Consider the following 18629-nt stretch of genomic DNA (forward strand, 5'->3'; position numbering starts at 1 on the left):
ATTAATTGCAAACAAACATTAAATTTTATGCATAGAACACATACTTGTGGAGAGCTGCGTCTAGAGGATTTAAATAAAACAGTAACCCTGGCCGGATGGGTCCAAAGGGTAAGAAATAAAGGAGGGCTTGTTTGGGTAGATTTGAGAGATAGGTATGGCATCACCCAACTGATATTTGAAGAGGGGGAAGTGGCTGCTTCCTTGCTCAAAGAGGCGGGTTCACTAGGCAGGGAGTTTGTAGTTCAGGCAGAAGGTACTGTTATTGAGCGTACAGCCAAGAATGACAGGATCCCAACAGGAGATATAGAGATACGGGTTAATGGTTTGAAAGTATTGAATAAGGCAAAGGTGCCTCCTTTTATTATCGAAGACGATACAGACGGTGGGGAAGATTTGCGGATGAAGTACAGGTATTTGGATTTGAGGAGAAATGTGATCCGCGAAAAATTGCACCTGAGACATAAAATGATGCAGGAAACCCGGAAATACATGGATGCAAAGAACTTCATGGAGGTGGAAACACCTGTATTGATCAAATCTACGCCTGAAGGTGCCCGGGACTTCGTAGTGCCCAGCAGGATTCATTCGGGTGAATTTTATGCCCTGCCACAATCACCACAAACTTTCAAGCAACTGTTGATGGTCAGTGGTTTTGACCGTTATTTTCAGATTGTCAAATGTTTCAGGGATGAAGATCTCAGAGCAGACCGTCAACCTGAATTTACACAGATAGACTGTGAGATGTCCTTTGTGGAGCAGGAGGATATTTTGGAAATTTTTGAAGGAATGATCAGGCATTTGTTTCGGGAAGTTAAAGGAGTGGAATTGGAAGAAGTTCCCCGCATGACTTATGCAGATGCCATGAGGTTGTATGGCAACGATAAACCTGATGTAAGATTCGGTATGCCCTTTTTTGAATTGACGGATTTGGCACAGGGAAAAGGATTCAATGTTTTTGACAATGCCGAATTGGTGGTGGGTATTTGTGCCGCTGGTGCTGCTGGATACACCAGAAAACAAATTGACGCGGTAACGGATTGGGTAAAAAGACCTCAGATTGGCGCCAGGGGTTTGGTATATGTAAAGTGCAATGAAGATGGTACTTTTAAATCCTCGGTGGATAAATTTTATACCCAGGAGGACCTGAAAGCCTGGGCGGATAAAGCAGGGGCAGCAGCAGGGGACTTGATTTTGGTTTTGTCCGGAGAGCTGAATGCTACCAGGAAACAACTTTCCGAACTCCGGCTGAAGATGGGAGAAGACCTGGGTTTGAGAGACAGATTCACCTACAAGCCACTTTGGGTATTGGATTTTCCATTGCTGGAGTGGGATGAGGAAACTGCCAGGTTTCACGCCATGCACCATCCTTTTACCTCCCCAAAAAAGGAGGACATCCCCTTACTGGATGCCGATCCCGGAAAAGTTAGGGCCAATGCCTACGACCTGGTGATTAACGGAGTAGAAATCGGAGGAGGGTCTATTCGTATCCACGATAAGGCAACCCAACAACTAATGTTCAGACATTTGGGCTTTACCGAAGCTGAAGCTCAGTCCCAATTTGGTTTTCTGATGGAGGCCTTTGAATATGGAGCACCGCCCCATGGTGGTATTGCCTTTGGTTTTGACAGGCTCTGCGCCATATTTGGAGGTAGTGATTCTATCAGGGATTACATCGCTTTTCCAAAAAATAATGCAGGAAGAGATGTAATGATCAATTCCCCAAGCCCTGTTTCTGAAAGTCAACTTGAAGAGCTGTCCATAGCCATCAGGGAGAAAAAAGAACTGTAAATTAAACGAGATTAAGCATATATAGCCTATCGCGACCAGGGGAAAAGCTGAAACTTCAACAAAATCAGTCCCGATCTTCAAATCGGGAATTCTAGGGACTGATTGAAAACAGTTTTACCTCGTAATACCTGTGTGCGGTGGCGCAGTTAGGCCATGCATGTTTCATTTAACCTACCTGGAAGGTCATTTAAATTGTAGCAAATGGCTTCTGATGCCCATGACAATTAATAGTTGGGCGAGTACATATGATCCCATGATCAATATTTTCCCATCAGGTATAGGAAAAAAGAACTTGTCCATGGCCTGAAGGCCGTTGGATATAAAAAAGAGGGAAGCCCCCAAAAACACTTGCCAAAAACTGGAATTATTGGTTCTGCCATATCTTTCTCTGGCGATGGTCAGCATCATGACTATGGCCAATAGATAAATCACCACAGGAATTTTCAAATCAAAAAGTTGTTTTTGTATCAAAAAGTAGACAAAGGCTGCAAGAATGTAGATGGGCAAGTTGTATAGAAACATCTTGATAAAATTTACTTTCAATGGATTGAAAGTATGGTTTTGGGTAAGTTTAAATGCAACAATATAGCAGATGTGTGTCATAAAAAAAGCCCCTAAACCATACAGGAATAAATGTGGGTATAAAAGTAAAATATCGCCTACAATGGATGAAAATAAGGCCACAGCCACACTTATTCTCAAAAGACTTCCTTTGATAAGTTTCGTAGAATAAAGGAAATAGCCCAGCAGGGCCGCTACTATCAATGGTTTGGAAAGTATCCTGTAATTGGGCACTGCATGGATGATCAAAGCCATGTCTGCCAAAGCAGATAGTAAGAATAGATACAACCAGACAATTCCTTTTTTGTACATTTTATTCGTTTTCGATGGGAATTTTTTTGAATCCATAAGATAAAGACTTTAACAGTAAAAATTCAAATCAATGATTGGTAGCATGATTATTTTTGTCCTGTCAATTTTAAGAGAATCTTTTCGGATAAGAATTTGACCGATAAGGCGAGGCAGATCATGAAAAAAGCGGATTTAGAACATTTGTAGCGTGTTTTTTTAAATCTCAGTATAAAAAGACTTTTTAAGGATGTATTTGGAGCCCTTTAAAAAATTTACTTCTAATTTCTAATATTAAGATTTTGTTAACTATTTTTACGGTATCAATTGAAAATATAACAATTCGTCAAAAAAATAGTCTCCATATAGGCTTACCTTTGTACCTGCCCGGATAACCTTATACCTAAATTAAAGTTATTTAATTCTACCAAATTAATTGTTAAAAATGAGGCAAATACTACAAAAAATTTTATTGGTTACCCTGTTATTCGTTTTTGCGGTGGGAGCTGTCCAATCGCAGGTTACAACGAGTTTTCTTCAGGGTATCGTCACTGACGGAGAGGGCGAAACTCTTCCCGGAGCAAATGTTGTAGCGGTACACGAGCCATCAGGTACCCGCTACGGAACAGTTACAAATATTGAGGGCAGGTTTACTTTACCTAACCTACGAACCGGCGGACCCTATTCCGTCCAAATTAGTTTTGTGGGTTTCAGGTCTCAATCTTACACGGACATCACCTTGAGATTAGGTGAGCCTTATGCCCTGAATGTTGTCCTTCTGGACGAAAGCGCGGATCTGTCAGAGGTGGTGGTTACAGCCATAAGGTCAAGTGATTTCAGTTCTTCCCGAACTGGTGCAGCTACCAATATAAGTAACGAACAGGTTAACTCACTTCCGACCATCCAAAGAAGTTTAACTGACTTTACCCGGCTGACACCTCAATCCAATGGAAACAGTTTTGCAGGTAGAGATGGCAGGTATAACAATGTTCAGATAGATGGTGCGAATTTCAATAATGGATTTGGACTTAGTGACGGCTTGCTTCCCGGTGGAAGGTCCCAACCCATTTCCCTGGATGCCATTGAAGAAATTACGGTAAATATTGCCCCATTTGACGTGAGGCAAAGTGGATTTACCGGAGCAGGAGTGAATGCGATCACCCGAAGTGGTACCAATACTTTTAAAGGATCGGCATTCGGGTTTTTCAGGAACCAGGATTTTAATGGCAGGAGAGTTGGTGATCTCGAATTAGATGAACAAGACCAGGCTTCCACCCGCATTCTGGGTTTTAGACTTGGGGGACCAATTATTGAAAACAAGCTTTTCTTTTTTGTAAATGCTGAGCAAACCAGAAATGAAGGAACCAACCCCAATGCGGTCAATTTGTGGAGGCCTTCTCAAGATGGAGTAGCTGTTCCGGATCAAAATATTTCCAGAACCAGGGAATCGGATCTGATTGCTGTAAGACAGCATTTGATTGACCAATGGGGTTACGATCCGGGAAGGTACCAGGGTTATGCCAATGATGCCGGTGATGAGAGCCTTTCCTTATTTGCCAGATTGGATTGGAATATCAACGATAAGCATAAATTATCCGCCAGGTTCAGTAATGTACGTGGTAGCAGATCCTCACTGGTCAACGGGTCCTCTGGCCCCAGACCCAGGTCGGCTACCAACAGGGTCAGTGACCAGTCCATTGCTTTTGAATCCACTCAGTATGGATTTGATGATATAGTAGATTCCTATGCTGTCGAATTGAGCAGTTATTTTTCACCAAGGCTATCCAATCAATTTATAGGGTCCTATTCAAAAATTCAGACCACCCGATCTTCATTCAGTGACAGGGTGTTTCCTACCATCGATATCTGGTCTGGTGTAGGGACCAATCCGAATACCGGCTTACCAGACGGTGGAAGCAACTATATCACTGCAGGTTATGACCCCTTTACCTTTGGCAATGATGTTATTAACAATAATTTCAATTTTGTCAATAACCTAACCTACATTGCTGGAAAACACGAAATTACCGCTGGAGCAGCTTTTGAATCCCAAAATTTTGGCAACCAGTTTTTGAGGATCGGAGCATCTTATTACCGGTATGCATCTGTTGAGGATTTTTTAAGTACCGGTACGCCCAATGAAGTCTCTCCCATAATGTTCGGAATAACGTATCCTTATGAAGGAGCAGACACTTATGGTGGTATTACCTTGGGAACTGGAGGGCTTTACATTCAGGATAAAATAAATGTCAACCAGAAACTGGATTTGACGGTTGGATTGCGGGGAGAACTACCATTATTTTTAAACGATCTGACTACCAATCCTGAGATAGACGCTTTGGAATTCCGGTCTATTGATGGAGGGAGTAAAAATTATACTTCCGGGGAGTGGCCCAAGTCCAGGCTTAACCTCAGCCCCAGAGTGGGCTTCAATTACGATATTACGGGAGATGGCATGCTCAAACTCCGTGGTGGTACGGGTATATTTTTTGGAAACATCCCATTTGTTTGGTTTACCAATATGCCGTCAGGAGCAGGTGGATACCAAAACAATGTGGAACCCAATGGCTATGACCAGGTAGAAGACTGGATCGAAGGTATCACCTTTAATCCCGACCAATATTATTGGCCAAACAACCCCCCTGCCGGAGCGGAAGATGTGTTTCTGACCAGTGCTGAAGGCGGAGTACCTGGTACCATTGCCCTGGTTGATGACGAATTCAAAATGCCAAGTGTTTGGAGGACAAGTCTTGGTCTGGATTATGAAATGCCGACCTTGCCCATTACCCTGACAACAGATTTGATGTATACCAGAGACGTGAATGCGGTTTACCAGTTTCTTGCCAACAGGGCTGAAGCAACTGAGTTCATGAACAATGGTAACGATAACAGGGAATTTTACCCTGATGGTGCTCCCCGATTCAACCCTGCTGTAGGTGCCAATAATGTATTTATCCTTTCCAATACGGAAGAAAAGGGAAATATTTTCAACGCTACCTTTAGTGCAAATGTAAATGCGGGAAATGGGTTCTTTGGTTCCATTGCATATACCTATACTTATGCAGATGAAGTGTCCAGTAATCCTGGGTCTTCCGCAAATTCTGCCTTTGCAGGACCAAATATCAATAATCCCAACCAGCAGTTGTTGTACCCTTCATTTTTCGCAGTGCCACACAGGGTTGTAGGTAGTTTGTCTTATCAATTTACTTATCTGAACCATGCATCAACTACCTTGTCCTTGTTCTACAGTGGTTCTCACCAGGGTAGATTTAGTTACAGGTACCTGAATGACATCAATAACGATGGCATCAATTCTGATTTATTATATGTTCCTGCCAACAATAGTGAAATAAATTTCACAGATATCGTCGACGACAACGGAGTTGTACAATTTACTGCGGAAGAGCAGTTGGCAGCTTTCAATGAATACGTGGATAATGATTCCCACTTAAGCTCAAAAAGAGGAGACTACGCTGATAGGAATGCCAACTTACTTCCCTGGCTCAGCAGGATGGACGTTCGTATACTTCAGGATTTGTTTACAGATTTGGGGAATAGGAAAAACACCCTTCAAATCAGTTTGGATGTGTTGAACGTGGGAAATTTATTGAACTCTGATTGGGGGCTGGCCAAGACACTCAATAATGCCCAGAATTTGTTGGTTCCTGTTGATGTGCAACAAGATGGTCCTTCTACTTTTAGGATGAATACGGTTACTGAAAATGGAGAAACCATCCTGCCCACCACTCCCTTCAGAAACATCACCACTACAAGTACTACCTGGAGCATGCAGGTAGGGTTGAGATACATATTCTAAATATAGAAATCGAACTAAAAAGCCATCCTTTCTCGAAGGGTGGCTTTTTTTTATTGTGCTAAAAAATTACATCTGTTTGATGAATTTTATTAGAATTTTGAAAAAACAGGTTTCAAAACAACCAGAAATCTCTTTTTTTTATCACGAATATGCCATTGGTGGCTGGGTATCGCCTTTTATATTTTATTGTTTCCTTTCTTTAAAAAACATGATTTATTTTGTTGACAAATGGATTTAAAACCCGTACGTATTTGTTTATTTGTAAGTCAAAAAGGACTTTTTAAAATTAAATTAAAAAAACATTTCAAGTGAAAACCACTTATTTAATATAGCGATCCGGAATTGCTGGATTTTGGGAATTATTTACTATTGAGACAGGAATGAAAAAACAGACCAAAATTATTTTGATACTTATCATCGTGTTGGTGATAAGTGTTATATTTTTTTACCCCAGGATGGATATTTTAACTGGTGGAGAGGAAAAAGCCACCACTTCACAAAATGGGGGAGCCCAATCCAGTTTGCCCGTGAATGTGGTGGAACTCAAACAAGAGAAGTTAGAAAATAACCTCAACATCACAGGTTCTTTGATTCCAAATGAAATAGTTACCCTAAGGCCCGAAGTAGCCGGATTAGTGGAAAAAGTTGCTTTCAATGAAGGCCAGTTTGTGAGAAAAGGAACACCCTTGCTCTACCTCAATGATGAGGAATTGGATGCCCAGCGGGAAAGACTGACTTTTACCAAAAAATTGTACGAGAGCCAGGAGAACAGGCAAAAAGAATTGTTGGCCAGAGAAGCCATCAGTCAGGAAGAGTATGACATTGTCCTTAATCAGTACAATACCAATCTTGCCGACCTGAGGCTGATAGAGGCACAACTTGACAAAATGGTCATTCGTGCGCCATTTGACGGGGAATTGGGATTCAGGCAGGTTTCTGAGGGAAGTGTTATCGGTACTTCTGATGTAATTGCCAGTATAGTCAATGTAGACCCCATTAAGATCGAATTTTCTATTCCGGAAAGGTACGCAAATGAAATCAAAGAAGGTTCTATCATTCATTTTAGAGCAAACAACAGCATTGAGGAGGCAGATGGAAAGGTTTATGCGATTGAACCCAATGTGGATGCAGCCACCAGAACCCTTAAAATAAGGGCAATGAGCCCGAATAAGGAAAAGAAATTTTTGCCAGGAATGTTTGTAAGGGTAAGGTTGGTGCTGAACGAAATAGACAATGCCATACTGATCCCTTCGGAATCCCTGATCCCCGAACTTGAGGGATACAAGGTATATGTAGCCAAAGAAGGAAAAATAGAATCCAGAAAGGTGACAATTGGTCAGCGTTCGGACACCAGGGTTCAAATCATAGATGGTCTGGCTCCGGGAGAGCTGGTTTTAACTACCGGAGTATTGCAAGCCCGGGATGGAATGCCTGTAAACGTCAACCAAATTAATTGATCATTCATGTCCAGTTTATCCACCATCAGTATCCGAAGGCCGGTATTGTCCATAGTAATGTCCCTGACCATCATGATCTTCGGGATCATCGGGATATCTTTTCTGGGCATAAGGGAATTCCCAAGCGTGGACCCTCCGGTGGTCAATGTCAGAACCACTTATGTAGGTGCCAATGCAGACGTAATAGAAGCACAGATAACCGAACCCCTTGAAGAAGGGATCAACGGCATATCGGGAATCAAATCCCTGACTTCCATCTCTAACGATGGGGGTAGCAGTATTACAGTGGAATTTGAAGTTGGAGCTGATATGGAAGCTGCAGCCAATGATGTCAGGGACAGGGTGTCCAGGGCTCAGCGGAATCTTCCCATAGATGCTGAACCTCCCATAGTTACCAAACAAGATGCCGATACCCAGCCCATAGTTTTTCTAAATGTTCAAAGTGAGCAGCGCAGCCTGCTCGATTTATCCGATATCGCCACGAATATTTTTAAGGAGCGGCTTCAAACCATAGATGGGGTAAGTGAAATCCGGATTTGGGGAGAAAAAGAGTATGCCATCAGGTTGAGAATGGATCCCTTGAGGATGGCATCTTATGGTATTACTCCCCTGGATGTGCTTACAAGGGTGCAAAGTGAAAATGTAGAATTGCCTACAGGGAGCATTGAAGGACAATCCATAGAACTTTCTGTCAGGACCAGAAGCAGGATGAGTACTCCGGATGAATTCAACAGGCTCATCATAAAGGAAGAGTCCAACAATGTGGTCAGGTTTCAGGACATTGGCAATGCTGAACTTGCTCCGCTAAACGAGAAGACGGTGTTGAAAAGAGATGGTGTCCCCATGGTAGGGGTGGCACTGGTTCCGCTGCCAGGCTCCAATAGCATCGAAATTATGGATGAATTTTACCGGAGGTTGGATTTTATTCAAAAGGATTTGCCGCCGGATATTGAGTTGGGAATAGGTTTTGATACGACCAAATATATCAGAAGTTCCATCAGCGAGGTACAGGAAACCATTCTGCTGGCATTTGTCCTGGTAGTCTTGATCATCTTCCTCTTTCTGCGGGATTGGAGAACTACTTTTATCCCTGTACTTACCATTCCCATCAGTTTGATCGGGGTATTCTTTATCATGTACTTTGCCGGTTTTTCCATCAATGTACTTACTTTGCTGGGCATAGTTTTGTCCATTGGATTGGTGGTGGATGATGCCATTGTGGTATTGGAAAACATTTACACCAAAATAGAAGGAGGAGAAGATCCCGATAAGGCTGCTGAAAAGGGAGCTGAAGAGATTTTTTTCGCGGTGATTGCTACCACGGTGGCATTGGCAGCGGTATTCCTGCCGGTAATATTCCTTACGGGCACCACAGGTAGGTTGTTCAGAGAATTTGGCGTGGTGGTAGCAGGGGCTGTTATCATTTCCTCATTTGTGGCACTTACCATGACGCCCATGCTCAGTTCCAAATTGCTGAAAAAGAGGGAAAAGAAAAATTGGCTCTACACCAAAACCGAACCCTTCTTTTTATGGTTGAATGACCTCTATGCAGGAGCCTTATCCGGTTTTATGAAAGTAAAATGGGTTTCCTTTGTTCTATTGGCCATTATGGGCATGGGCACTTATTACCTGTTCAATGACATTCCATCCGAATTGGCACCTCTTGAGGACAGGGGACAAATTAGAATAAACCTGGCAGGACCTGAAGGAGCAACCTTTGGTTATATGGATAGGGTCATAGACGAAATGACCGAGGATCTGATGAAACTAGTACCCGATGCGGAAAGAGCTGGGTTGATTTCTGTAACTTCTCCTGGTTTTGGCAGTGCCAGTACCAATTCAGGTTTCGTGAGAGTGATTCTCAAAGATGCTTCAGAAAGGGAGAGGTCACAGCAAATGATTTTTGATGATGTTTCTGAATACCTGAAAACCAAAACAGCGGTCAGGGCATTTGGAGCCCAGGAACCTTCTATAGGTGACAGGAGAGCCGGATTACCCATTCAATATGTTATTCAGGCACAGACACTGGAAAAATTGAAGGAAATAATACCTGTCTTTATGGAAAGGGTAGGTCAAAATCCTGCCTTTAGTTTTTCGGATGTCAACCTGAAATTCACAAAACCTGAAATTGAAGTAGAGATAGACAGAGAGAAAGCGAGAAATATTGGTGTTTCGGTACAGGAAATAGCCAGAACTCTTCAGTTGAGTTATTCCGGACAGCGATTTGATTATTTTATCATGAATGGGAAACAATATCAGGTAGTAGGGGAAATGCGATTAGAGGACAGAAATGAACCCATTAACCTGAGAATGCTTTATGTAAGGGGAGAGGATGGTCAGTTGGTACAAATGGATAATCTGGTCCGAATTTCTGAAAGGAGTACGCCACCACAACTTTACAGGTTCAATCGTTTTGTAAGTGCTACCGTGCAAGCCCAATTGGCGGCAGGAGAAACAGTGGGAACAGGCCTGGAAGAAATGGACAAGATAGCAGCCGAAGTTTTGGATGAAACCTATTCTACTGATGTGGCAGGATTGTCCAAGGAATACCGGGACAGTTCGAGCAGTTTGGTTTTTGCCTTCATTTTTGCCCTGGTATTGATTTATCTGGTACTTTCAGCTCAGTTTGAAAGCTTTATGGACCCCCTTACCATAATGTTTACGGTTCCTTTGGCCATATTCGGGGCATTATTTTCTCTGTGGTTGTTTGATTTTACACTCAATGTATTTAGCCAGATCGGAATCATCATGCTCATAGGTCTGGTCACGAAGAACGGTATTCTGATAGTTGAGTTTGCCAACCAGAGGAAAGCCACCGGGATGAGTATTTCCGAAGCTATTGAAGGAGCTGCCGCAGCCCGTTTCAGGCCGATTCTGATGACCAGCTTATCTACTATCCTGGGTATACTGCCCATTGCCCTGGCTTTGGGAGCCGGGTCCGAGGGAAGGGTGCCTATGGGTGTGGCCGTTATCGGAGGCCTGCTTTTGGCTACTATCCTCACGCTGTTTGTCATCCCTGGAATTTATTCTTATTTGACATCTAAAAAAGGCAGATTGACAAGAGTCTAATTATGAAGAAATTTTTATTATTACACGTATTGATTGTCTTTTCTTTCCCCCTTTTTGCGCAGGAAGAGGAAATATTGACTTTTCAAAAAGCGGTTGAAATTGGATTGGAGAATAACCTGGATGTTAAAATAGCTACCAATCAGGTCCTTTTGACGGAAAATGATCGAAAATTAGGCACCAGCCTATTGATGCCTACCATTGACCTAAACAATACCAGGGGTTATCGCAGAGAGGATACGGAGCAGGCATTCGTCAGTGACCCGGAAAATCCCAGGATCATTCCAGGAGCGCAGACAAGAACGAATAATTACAGCCTCGTGGCAATTTATGGCTTTAGTGCAGATGCTGTGGTAGCTTTGCAAAGGTTAGGGAAACTGACAGAGGTCAGTGAGCTTGAAGCCAAAGTGGTCATTGAAAATACAGTAGCGGCGATAGCTACTGCCTATTACAGATTGGTCCTGGAGCAACAGCGGTATGATGTGTTGAACAATACCCTGGAGCTGTCTGATGAAAGGTTGGAAATTGCCAAAGCACAATATGAATTTGGCAGGGCCTCCAAACGCGATTTTTTAGCGGCTCAGGTGGATTACAATGCAGACCTTACCGCTCTGGTAACCCAGGAACAGGTCATTCAAAATTCAAGGGTTAATCTCAATGAATTGCTAGCACTGGGCCTGGACGATAATTTCGCAGTAAGGGATACCATTATCATAGAAGAAAACCTCTCCATGGAGGAGCTGCGGGAAAATGCCTACAGCCAGAACAAGATGTTTTTGGTGACACAACGCATGGAAAATGTTGCCTACCTGCAGCTCAAGCAATTGAGGGCACAGCGACTGCCAACGATTACGCTTAATGGTTCTTACAATGACAATACCCTCAACTCGGATGCAGGATTCCTCTTAAGCAACCAACAACAGGGAATTAATCTTGGTGCCACCATCAGTTTGAACCTATTCAGTGGACTTTCCCTAAACCGCCAAATCCAAGGGGCCAAAATTCAAATCAACAACCAGCGGCATTTGATGGAGCAGTATGAAAACCAAATGCAGGCTGATTTACAGCGGACCTACAATACTTATCAAAACAGCAAACGGTTGTTGGAAATAGAACGCAAGAATTATGAAGTGGCTGTAGAAAATGCTGATATAGCCCTGGACAGGTTTCGACTGGGTATAGCCAATTACCTGGAGTTTAGGGATGCCCAGGTAAACCGCCTGCAGGCAGAAAGCAGATTGATAGAATCTTTGTATACCATTAAGGAAAACGAAATAGAATTAATGAGGATTTCAGGAAAAATATATTTCCCGCAGGATATATAAAACATTATTTTCCCTAAATGGGAAATCCGTAGAAGCCCGGTAGATAATACCGGGCTTTTTTGGTTAATTGAGGATAATGGGCTATAATTGATTTGACCAACGCCCCAATAGGGAGCTATAAAGTATGAGAAAGACTTGGTTTTTTTTTCTTCAGATCATTTTTTTGCTGCCATTTTTGGATGCATGCCAGTCAGCAGATGTAGAAGAATCCAAGCCTGATTTTTGGGAGTTTCCGGCAGAGCTTGATTTTGATGCCATTCAAAACAGGGGATTTATCAGGGCCATCGTGGATAATTCTTCCGCCAGCTATTACATCTATCGGGGAAGAACAATGGGCTACGAGTTTGAGTTGCTAAGAAACCTTGCCAATAGACTGGGAGTAGGTTTGCGGTTGATTGTCAGGCATGATATAGAGGATGCCTTCAGGTTATTAAACGAAGGAAAGGCTGATATTGTAGCCATTAATTTTGAAGTAAATGAGGAAAGGAAAAAATATGCCGCTTTTACCCAACCTGTTGGGATGATGAAAACAGTGGTCGTTCAAAGAAAAGACAGGACCCATATAGATAGCCTTGCTGAACTGGACCAAAAGAAAATTTATATCAAGAAAGGAACGATATACAAGGATCGCCTGCTTTCTCTTCAGGATTCTCTCCAGTTGAACTTTACTTTGGAAGAAGAAAATACTGGCCTGGAGAATCTCATCAATAAAGTGGTACAAGAAGAAATTGATTATACGGTTGTGGATGATGATGTGGCTTTGGTCAATGCGACTTATTATGACAATCTAGATGTTAGCCTTATGGTTAGTCAGGCAAACCCGGTTTCATGGGCAATAAGAAAAAATGCTCCGGATTTACTAAACCGGATCAATGAGTGGATTGCCCGTATAGACCGAACAGGATATAAAGCCATTCTCTATCACAAGTATTTTTTGAACAAGAAAAACAGTTATTACCGTACCTCTTCTGCCTTTTCATCCGTTTCGGGCGGGAGAATTTCCAAATATGATGATATCATAAAGGATGGTGCGGACCAACTCGGCTGGGATTGGCGCTTGCTTGCTGCGCTGGTTTACAAAGAAAGTCGTTTCAATAATTCAGCCGTTTCCTATGCCGGTGCCGTAGGTTTGCTTCAATTGATGCCCGTCACCTTACAAAGGTTCGGTGTCAATGATCCCAATAACCCCAATGAGAGCTTAAGGGGTGGTGTAAGTTACCTCAAATACCTGGATGGATTTTGGATGGAGAGGGTACCGGACAACACCGAAAGGATTAAATTTATTCTCGCCTCCTACAATGTGGGGCACGGGCATGTACAGGATGCATGGAGACTGGCTTATAAATACGGAAAAGATACCCGCCGATGGCAAAATGTAGCCTATTACCTGGAAAGGAAATCTCAACCCGAAATTTATAGAGATCCCTGGGTAAAAAGTGGCTATGCCAAAGGGCATGTTACAGTAAGGTATGTTCGGGAGGTGTATGGTTTGTATGAGTCTTACAAGGTATTGGTGGAATCTTAGGCTTTGGGAATCAGGTCGCACATGATCCTGGCAGAAAGCAGACATAAGGGTATCCCCCCTCCTGGGTGCACACTTCCTCCACAGAAATAAAGTCCTTTTATACTTGAAGAAAAATTGGCATGCCGCAAAAATGCAGCGTACCTGTTGTTTGAACTGTTCCCATAAAGTGCCCCATTTGCAGAAGACGTTTTAGACTCTATGGTAATGGGATCGAGTATTTCTTCTACCGCAATCAGGGGTTCAATATCTGTATGGAGCGTGCGGTTGATTTTATGGATGATGGACGCTCTGGCCCTGGCCTTTAACAGTTCCCAGTTTTGCCCCTGGTTATTGGGTACATTGATCATGGTAAACCAATTCATGCAGTTTTCCGGGGCATCGTCTTTTTTATGAACCGAAGTGATGTTGATGTAAACGGTAGGATCTTCACTAATGCTTTTTTTGTTGAAAATATGGTCAAATTCCCCTGCATAATCTTCACTAAACAAGATATTGTGTAGGTCCAGTTCAGGAAATTCTTTCCTGATGCCCCAGTAAAATATCAATGCGGAACTGGATTTGGGCTGTTGCAATAACCTGGTGGGCTGATTCTGGTCTTTGAGAATAGTCTTATAGGCATTTACCATATCCATATTATTGACTACCAGGTCTGAAGCCTGAAACCTGCCCTGAACCACCACGCCTTTGGTCACTTGCTTTTCAACCACAATTTTATCCACAGGTTTGTTAAATGAAAAACTTACTCCCAGATCAGTGGCAAGCGTATACAGGCTTTGGGTGATGGCATGCATTCCCTTTTCAGGAAAATAGGCTCCCCTGTTAAATTCCAAATGGGGAATGATGTTCAGGGTAGCGGGTGTTTGGTAGGGATTGGAGCCATTGTAGGTGGCATATCTGTTAAAAAGTTGCACCAGCTTTTCATTGTCAAAATGATTTTTGTTGGCCTGGTTCATGGTATTGAACAAGCCCAATTTGCCCAATCTCAGGTAAGCCTTCAAGGCTTTTTTGTTTATCCAGGTGCCCCACTTGTGCAGGGACCTGTGCATGAAAAGCGGAGCGAGGTAATTGTAAATGTATGCGGATTTGTCAAGTGCCTTTTTGATATTTTCAGGGTTTTCCCCCAAGTTTTTTTCTACTTCATTTGCAAACGCCTCCCTGTCGGCAAAAGCCCGGAGACGGGTGCCATCCTCCCAAAAATAATGGCAATTCACCTCAAGCCGCTTATAGTGAAAATGCTCTCTGGCGGTTTTACCTGAAAGGGCAAACAGTTCATCCACCTGTTCGGGTAAGGTGAAAAGGGATGGGCCCATATCAAAGCGATAGCCCTGGATGGAAATTTCAGAAAGTTTCCCTCCCGGGTAGGCATTGGATTCAAAAACCTGTACCTGATATCCCTTATTGGCCAGCCTGATACTTGCCGCCAGTCCTGCAATTCCCGAGCCGATTACAATTGCTTTTTTTCCCATATTTGTAAAACTAAAAGGAAATGGAAGAGTTCAGGCTAAATCAGGGATTCCGTTTTCCATTCCTTGAAAGCCTGGGCGAGGGTGTTCTGAAATACTTCGGCTTCCTGAGCACCGCTAACGGCATATTTCCTGTCAAATACAAAGAATGGAACCCCTTTAATCCCCAATTGCCGGGCTTCCAGGATATCCTTTTTTACCTCAGCAGCATATCGGTCTCCGGCAAGTATTTTATCAGCTACTTTCAATCCGATTTCTTCCGACAAATGAATCAGGGTCGATTTGTCGTCAATATTTTTCCCCTCGGTAAAATAGGCTTTTAAAAATCGCTCCTTCGCCTGTTGCTGAAGGTTCTGGTCCCTGGCATGGTGCAACAACCTGTGGGCCTGAAAGGTGTTGGCGACAATGGCTTTTTCCAATTGATAATCCAAGCCGACAGCAGCTGCCTGCCTCCCGACATGTACATTCATTTCGGCAACCTGCTCCAGGGTCATGCCTTTTTCCCTGGCCAAAAATTCATTGACGGAACTATCAGGATCTGTTTGCATGTCGGGCATTAACTGGAAACTCCTGTAAATTATCTGCAGTTCATCAGACAGCTCAAAAGTCTGCAAGGCTTTTTCAAATTTACGTTTGCCTATGTAGCAAAAGGGGCAAACAATATCACTCCAAATTTCTATTTGCATGTCCGTACTTAATTTTAGGGCGAATAACATCGAATCCCGAATCCACAGAACAAACAATTGATAGGCTGGCTTCGGTTCAGTCTATGCGGATTATTTAAGAAACCATAAAAGGGTAATAGTAACCTGAGGTGTACAGGTTTTGGCATTTTAGCCACAGATTTTCACGAAATGGAGGTACTAATCACCTTCAGCAAGGTTTTTGATATAAAATATACTAACTTGATCAACCGAATAGCATTTTATTTCCATATAATATTGATGTAGTATGACAGAGATCATTACCACCATTAAAAAATTGATAGAAGTAAGGTTTAAAATCTTAAAATCTGAAATCCTGGATGAGATTAGTAGCATTGCTGCGAGGGTAGGCATCTTACTGCTAATGGTTTTGGCAGCGTCCTTTATCCTGTTGTTTGGCAGTATATCGCTAGCTTTTTATTTTAGCGAACTTCATGGCAGCACTTCCGTGGGGTTTTTATTATTGACGGGAATTTACTTTTTGTTATTCATCATCTTATACCTGGTAAGGAATGCCAATTTTGTTCAAAAAGGGTTTAAAAATTCACTTTCCCGGTACGTGTTTTTATTCAAGAGTAAAAAGGATTGATCATGGATGAAGCATTAAAAAGGCAATCTGAGGAATTGGAACAAACCCTTCAGAAGCAGCTGGAGTTGTTGAAGCAGGATTCCAGGGTGTATATCAAAGTAGGAGGTATAGCCCTGATGGGAGGGCTATTGGCTGTGGGTACCGTCAGGTTATTCTCCGGAAGCGGCAAAAAAAAGCAGGCGATAAAAAAGAGCAAAGGAAAACAAAAAAAGAAATTCAGCATACTGCGAAATATCAGAAACAGGTTTTTTTGGATGGCCCTTGATTATGGTAAGTCAAGGCTTTTGGAGCAGTTGGTGGCAAAAGCTAGTGAAGAGAATGAACCAGGGAAGTGAACTAAGAGACCTTCTTCTCCAAAGAAAAAAGGAAGGGTCCAAATGCCTGGCCCTTTTGGTTGATCCTGAAAAAATGGATCAACAAACTTCTTTTGATGAACTGATCCAAAGTTCTTCTGACTTTGCCATTGACTTTTTCTTTGTGGGTGGAAGTCTGGTAAACCGGGATAAACTGACAGCCTGTCTTCAACGCGTCAAAAGACTTGCTGCAGGAAGCGTTCCCATCATCCTTTTTCCTGGAAGCGCCATGCAGCTTTCAGAAGAGGCAGATGGTATTTTATTTCTATCCCTTATATCCGGTAGAAATCCGGAATTGCTGATAGGACAACATGTACTTGCAGCGCCAAGTTTGGCCAAAAGTGCTTTGGAAATCATCCCTACCGGGTACATGCTGGTCAATGGGGGAAATGCAACCAGTGTGGAATATATCAGTCAAACCATCCCGATTCCCCATGACAAACCCGATTTGGCAGTGGCCACTGCGCTGGCGGGAAAGTACCTTGGCTTATCCGTGTTTTATTTGGATGCCGGGAGTGGGGCAGAGCTACCGGTTTCTTCTGAAATGATCCATGCAGTAAATCGACATACAGGATGCCCATTGATTGTAGGGGGAGGGATTAATTCTTTGGCCAGGGCAAAGCAGGCCTGGAAGGCCGGTGCTGATGTGCTGGTCATTGGCAATGGGGCAGAAAAAAACCCCAGCCTGATAGCTGAGGTCCTTCATTATGCCAAATGTTATAATGCCTCACTGAACGTTAATTAAAGATTCTCTCCTTCTCATTTTACCGGCAGGAAGTCCATACATCATTTTAAATCTTCTGCAAAAGTAAGCTGTATCCTTATACCCTACTTCCTTGCCTATATCCCGGATGCTTTTTTTGGTGGTTCTGAGTAATTCTACGGCAGCTTCCATCCTCTGGTATTCGATATAATCCTGTGGGTTGATCCCTGTAAGCATTTTGAAATACTGGCCAACATAGTCTTCCGAGACATTGGCCACTTTTGCAAGAACCTTGTTAGAAAGGTCTCCTCCAATGTTCTTTTTGATGTAATTAAACATGTCAATAAGCCTGGGATCTTTGAAATAGGTGCTATTTGTGGACAATTCCTCAACAAAAAGCCTGTTTTTTAAGATATGCCTGACAAGTTCTACTACCAGCAGTTCGGTATATAACTTGATCACCCTTTCCTTACCTGGGGTAGCTTGTTCGGATTCTTTTACCACATCTTCAATGATAGATGCGATCCTGTCATTGAAACGGATTACAAATGCAGGAATCCCGAGAGAATTAAAAAAATTAACCACATCAAATACCTTCGCTTCAAAGGAAAGTGAGGTGATGCAGTCATTTTCCTCATTTTTAATGTCTTTAAAACTTATGGTTTGGAGGTACTTCTTTTTGTTCTCCAGGAAACTTTCATTGTTAGTTTCGTTCCTTTTGGTGACCGTACCAAAAGAAACCTTCGTAGACCTGGCAGCAGGAATAAAAAGTATTTCTCCCTCATTTACAGACTCTTGGTCCTCTCCAAAGTTTAAAGAACCCCTGTGAAGAAGGATGGCTGTGTTTTCAGAATCTGAATAATCGGTGATGGTAACGGGCCGTTCTATTTTAAAGTTGTTTCCTTTAACGTACCTAACTCCAACCGACTCGATCACCTTATTGTAATATTCCATGATTAGTGCCTTTAGGTTTACTTAAGCAAAAGTATA

13 protein-coding genes are annotated in these 18629 nt (G+C 42.6%); 9 read left to right on the top strand and 4 right to left on the bottom strand.

Features of this window, described 5'->3' with window-relative positions; all coding sequences use genetic code 11:
* Positions 1 to 27: 27 nt before the first annotated feature.
* Positions 28 to 1788, top strand: coding sequence for an aspartate--tRNA ligase (gene aspS, locus HUJ21_RS16650; RefSeq protein WP_291371779.1), 1761 nt, complete (start codon positions 28 to 30; stop codon positions 1786 to 1788).
* A gap of 183 nt (positions 1789 to 1971) precedes the next feature.
* On the opposite strand, the gene HUJ21_RS16655 is transcribed toward aspS, so the two are convergent.
* Positions 1972 to 2661 (bottom strand): lysoplasmalogenase, encoded by a 690-nt coding sequence (locus tag HUJ21_RS16655; RefSeq protein WP_291371780.1) that lies wholly within the window; start codon positions 2659 to 2661, stop codon positions 1972 to 1974.
* Between the two features lie 421 nt (positions 2662 to 3082).
* Here HUJ21_RS16655 and HUJ21_RS16660 point away from each other — a divergent pair, with 421 nt between their 5' ends.
* The 5 genes from HUJ21_RS16660 (at position 3083) to HUJ21_RS16680 (ending at position 13827) form a co-directional block, all read left to right on the top strand.
* Positions 3083 to 6454: a TonB-dependent receptor gene (locus tag HUJ21_RS16660; protein WP_291371781.1), complete on the top strand. Its 3372-nt coding sequence runs from the start codon at positions 3083 to 3085 to the stop codon at positions 6452 to 6454.
* Between the two features lie 380 nt (positions 6455 to 6834).
* Entirely contained in the window at positions 6835 to 7911 is a 1077-nt protein-coding gene (locus tag HUJ21_RS16665) for an efflux RND transporter periplasmic adaptor subunit (RefSeq protein WP_291371782.1), read from the top strand.
* Positions 7912 to 7917: 6 nt separating this feature from the next.
* Positions 7918 to 10980, top strand: coding sequence for an efflux RND transporter permease subunit (locus tag HUJ21_RS16670; RefSeq protein WP_291371783.1), 3063 nt, complete (start codon positions 7918 to 7920; stop codon positions 10978 to 10980).
* A 2-nt stretch (positions 10981 to 10982) separates the two neighbouring features.
* The gene (locus HUJ21_RS16675) at positions 10983 to 12302 is read left to right on the top strand and encodes a TolC family protein (protein ID WP_291371784.1); all 1320 of its coding nucleotides are present in this window, start codon (positions 10983 to 10985) and stop codon (positions 12300 to 12302) included.
* A 124-nt stretch (positions 12303 to 12426) separates the two neighbouring features.
* Complete coding sequence (locus HUJ21_RS16680) at positions 12427 to 13827, top strand: transporter substrate-binding domain-containing protein (RefSeq protein ID WP_291371785.1); 1401 nt, start codon at positions 12427 to 12429, stop codon at positions 13825 to 13827.
* Here the strand turns inward: HUJ21_RS16680 and crtD are convergent.
* Together crtD and HUJ21_RS16690 are read right to left on the bottom strand one after the other, a co-directional pair.
* Positions 13824 to 15293 (bottom strand): 1-hydroxycarotenoid 3,4-desaturase CrtD, encoded by a 1470-nt coding sequence (gene crtD / locus HUJ21_RS16685; RefSeq protein WP_291371786.1) that lies wholly within the window; start codon positions 15291 to 15293, stop codon positions 13824 to 13826. The two genes, HUJ21_RS16680 and crtD, sit on opposite strands and share 4 nt — an antisense overlap.
* Positions 15294 to 15328: 35 nt before the next feature.
* Positions 15329 to 15976 carry a DsbA family oxidoreductase gene (locus HUJ21_RS16690; RefSeq protein WP_291371787.1) on the bottom strand — a complete coding sequence of 216 codons (648 nt, stop codon included), beginning with the start codon at positions 15974 to 15976 and terminating at the stop codon, positions 15329 to 15331.
* A 265-nt stretch (positions 15977 to 16241) separates the two neighbouring features.
* Between HUJ21_RS16690 and HUJ21_RS16695 the strand changes: the two genes are divergently transcribed.
* The 3 genes from HUJ21_RS16695 to HUJ21_RS16705 are packed head-to-tail and all read left to right on the top strand — an operon-like array spanning position 16242 to position 17681.
* Positions 16242 to 16583 (top strand): phage holin family protein, encoded by a 342-nt coding sequence (locus HUJ21_RS16695; protein WP_291371788.1) that lies wholly within the window; start codon positions 16242 to 16244, stop codon positions 16581 to 16583.
* 2 nt (positions 16584 to 16585) lie between these two features.
* Positions 16586 to 16918, top strand: coding sequence for a hypothetical protein (locus HUJ21_RS16700; protein ID WP_291371789.1), 333 nt, complete (start codon positions 16586 to 16588; stop codon positions 16916 to 16918).
* Positions 16902 to 17681: a geranylgeranylglyceryl/heptaprenylglyceryl phosphate synthase gene (locus tag HUJ21_RS16705; protein WP_291371790.1), complete on the top strand. Its 780-nt coding sequence runs from the start codon at positions 16902 to 16904 to the stop codon at positions 17679 to 17681. The genes HUJ21_RS16700 and HUJ21_RS16705 overlap by 17 nt, the downstream gene beginning before the upstream one ends.
* Here HUJ21_RS16705 and HUJ21_RS16710 read toward each other — a convergent pair.
* Positions 17664 to 18593, bottom strand: coding sequence for a helix-turn-helix domain-containing protein (locus HUJ21_RS16710; protein ID WP_166146094.1), 930 nt, complete (start codon positions 18591 to 18593; stop codon positions 17664 to 17666). The genes HUJ21_RS16705 and HUJ21_RS16710 overlap by 18 nt on opposite strands.
* Between the last annotated feature and the right edge of the window lie 36 nt (positions 18594 to 18629).

The organism is Cyclobacterium sp. (genome assembly GCF_014762705.1).
Classification (GTDB): Bacteria; Bacteroidota; Bacteroidia; order Cytophagales; family Cyclobacteriaceae; genus Cyclobacterium.

Bases quoted from the DNA above. Each gene is read 5' to 3' on its own strand.
- HUJ21_RS16665 (WP_291371782.1), top strand. From the start codon at position 6,835: ATGAAAAAACAGACCAAAATTATTTTGATACTTATCATCGTGTTGGTG.
- HUJ21_RS16705 (WP_291371790.1), top strand. From the start codon at position 16,902: ATGAACCAGGGAAGTGAACTAAGAGACCTTCTTCTCCAAAGAAAAAAG.
- HUJ21_RS16670 (WP_291371783.1), top strand. From the start codon at position 7,918: ATGTCCAGTTTATCCACCATCAGTATCCGAAGGCCGGTATTGTCCATA.
- HUJ21_RS16660 (WP_291371781.1), top strand. From the start codon at position 3,083: ATGAGGCAAATACTACAAAAAATTTTATTGGTTACCCTGTTATTCGTT.
- HUJ21_RS16700 (WP_291371789.1), top strand. From the start codon at position 16,586: ATGGATGAAGCATTAAAAAGGCAATCTGAGGAATTGGAACAAACCCTT.
- HUJ21_RS16710 (WP_166146094.1), bottom strand. From the start codon at position 18,593: ATGGAATATTACAATAAGGTGATCGAGTCGGTTGGAGTTAGGTACGTT.
- HUJ21_RS16680 (WP_291371785.1), top strand. From the start codon at position 12,427: ATGAGAAAGACTTGGTTTTTTTTTCTTCAGATCATTTTTTTGCTGCCA.
- HUJ21_RS16690 (WP_291371787.1), bottom strand. From the start codon at position 15,976: ATGCAAATAGAAATTTGGAGTGATATTGTTTGCCCCTTTTGCTACATA.
- HUJ21_RS16655 (WP_291371780.1), bottom strand. From the start codon at position 2,661: ATGTACAAAAAAGGAATTGTCTGGTTGTATCTATTCTTACTATCTGCT.
- aspS (WP_291371779.1), top strand. From the start codon at position 28: ATGCATAGAACACATACTTGTGGAGAGCTGCGTCTAGAGGATTTAAAT.
- HUJ21_RS16695 (WP_291371788.1), top strand. From the start codon at position 16,242: ATGACAGAGATCATTACCACCATTAAAAAATTGATAGAAGTAAGGTTT.
- crtD (WP_291371786.1), bottom strand. From the start codon at position 15,293: ATGGGAAAAAAAGCAATTGTAATCGGCTCGGGAATTGCAGGACTGGCG.
- HUJ21_RS16675 (WP_291371784.1), top strand. From the start codon at position 10,983: ATGAAGAAATTTTTATTATTACACGTATTGATTGTCTTTTCTTTCCCC.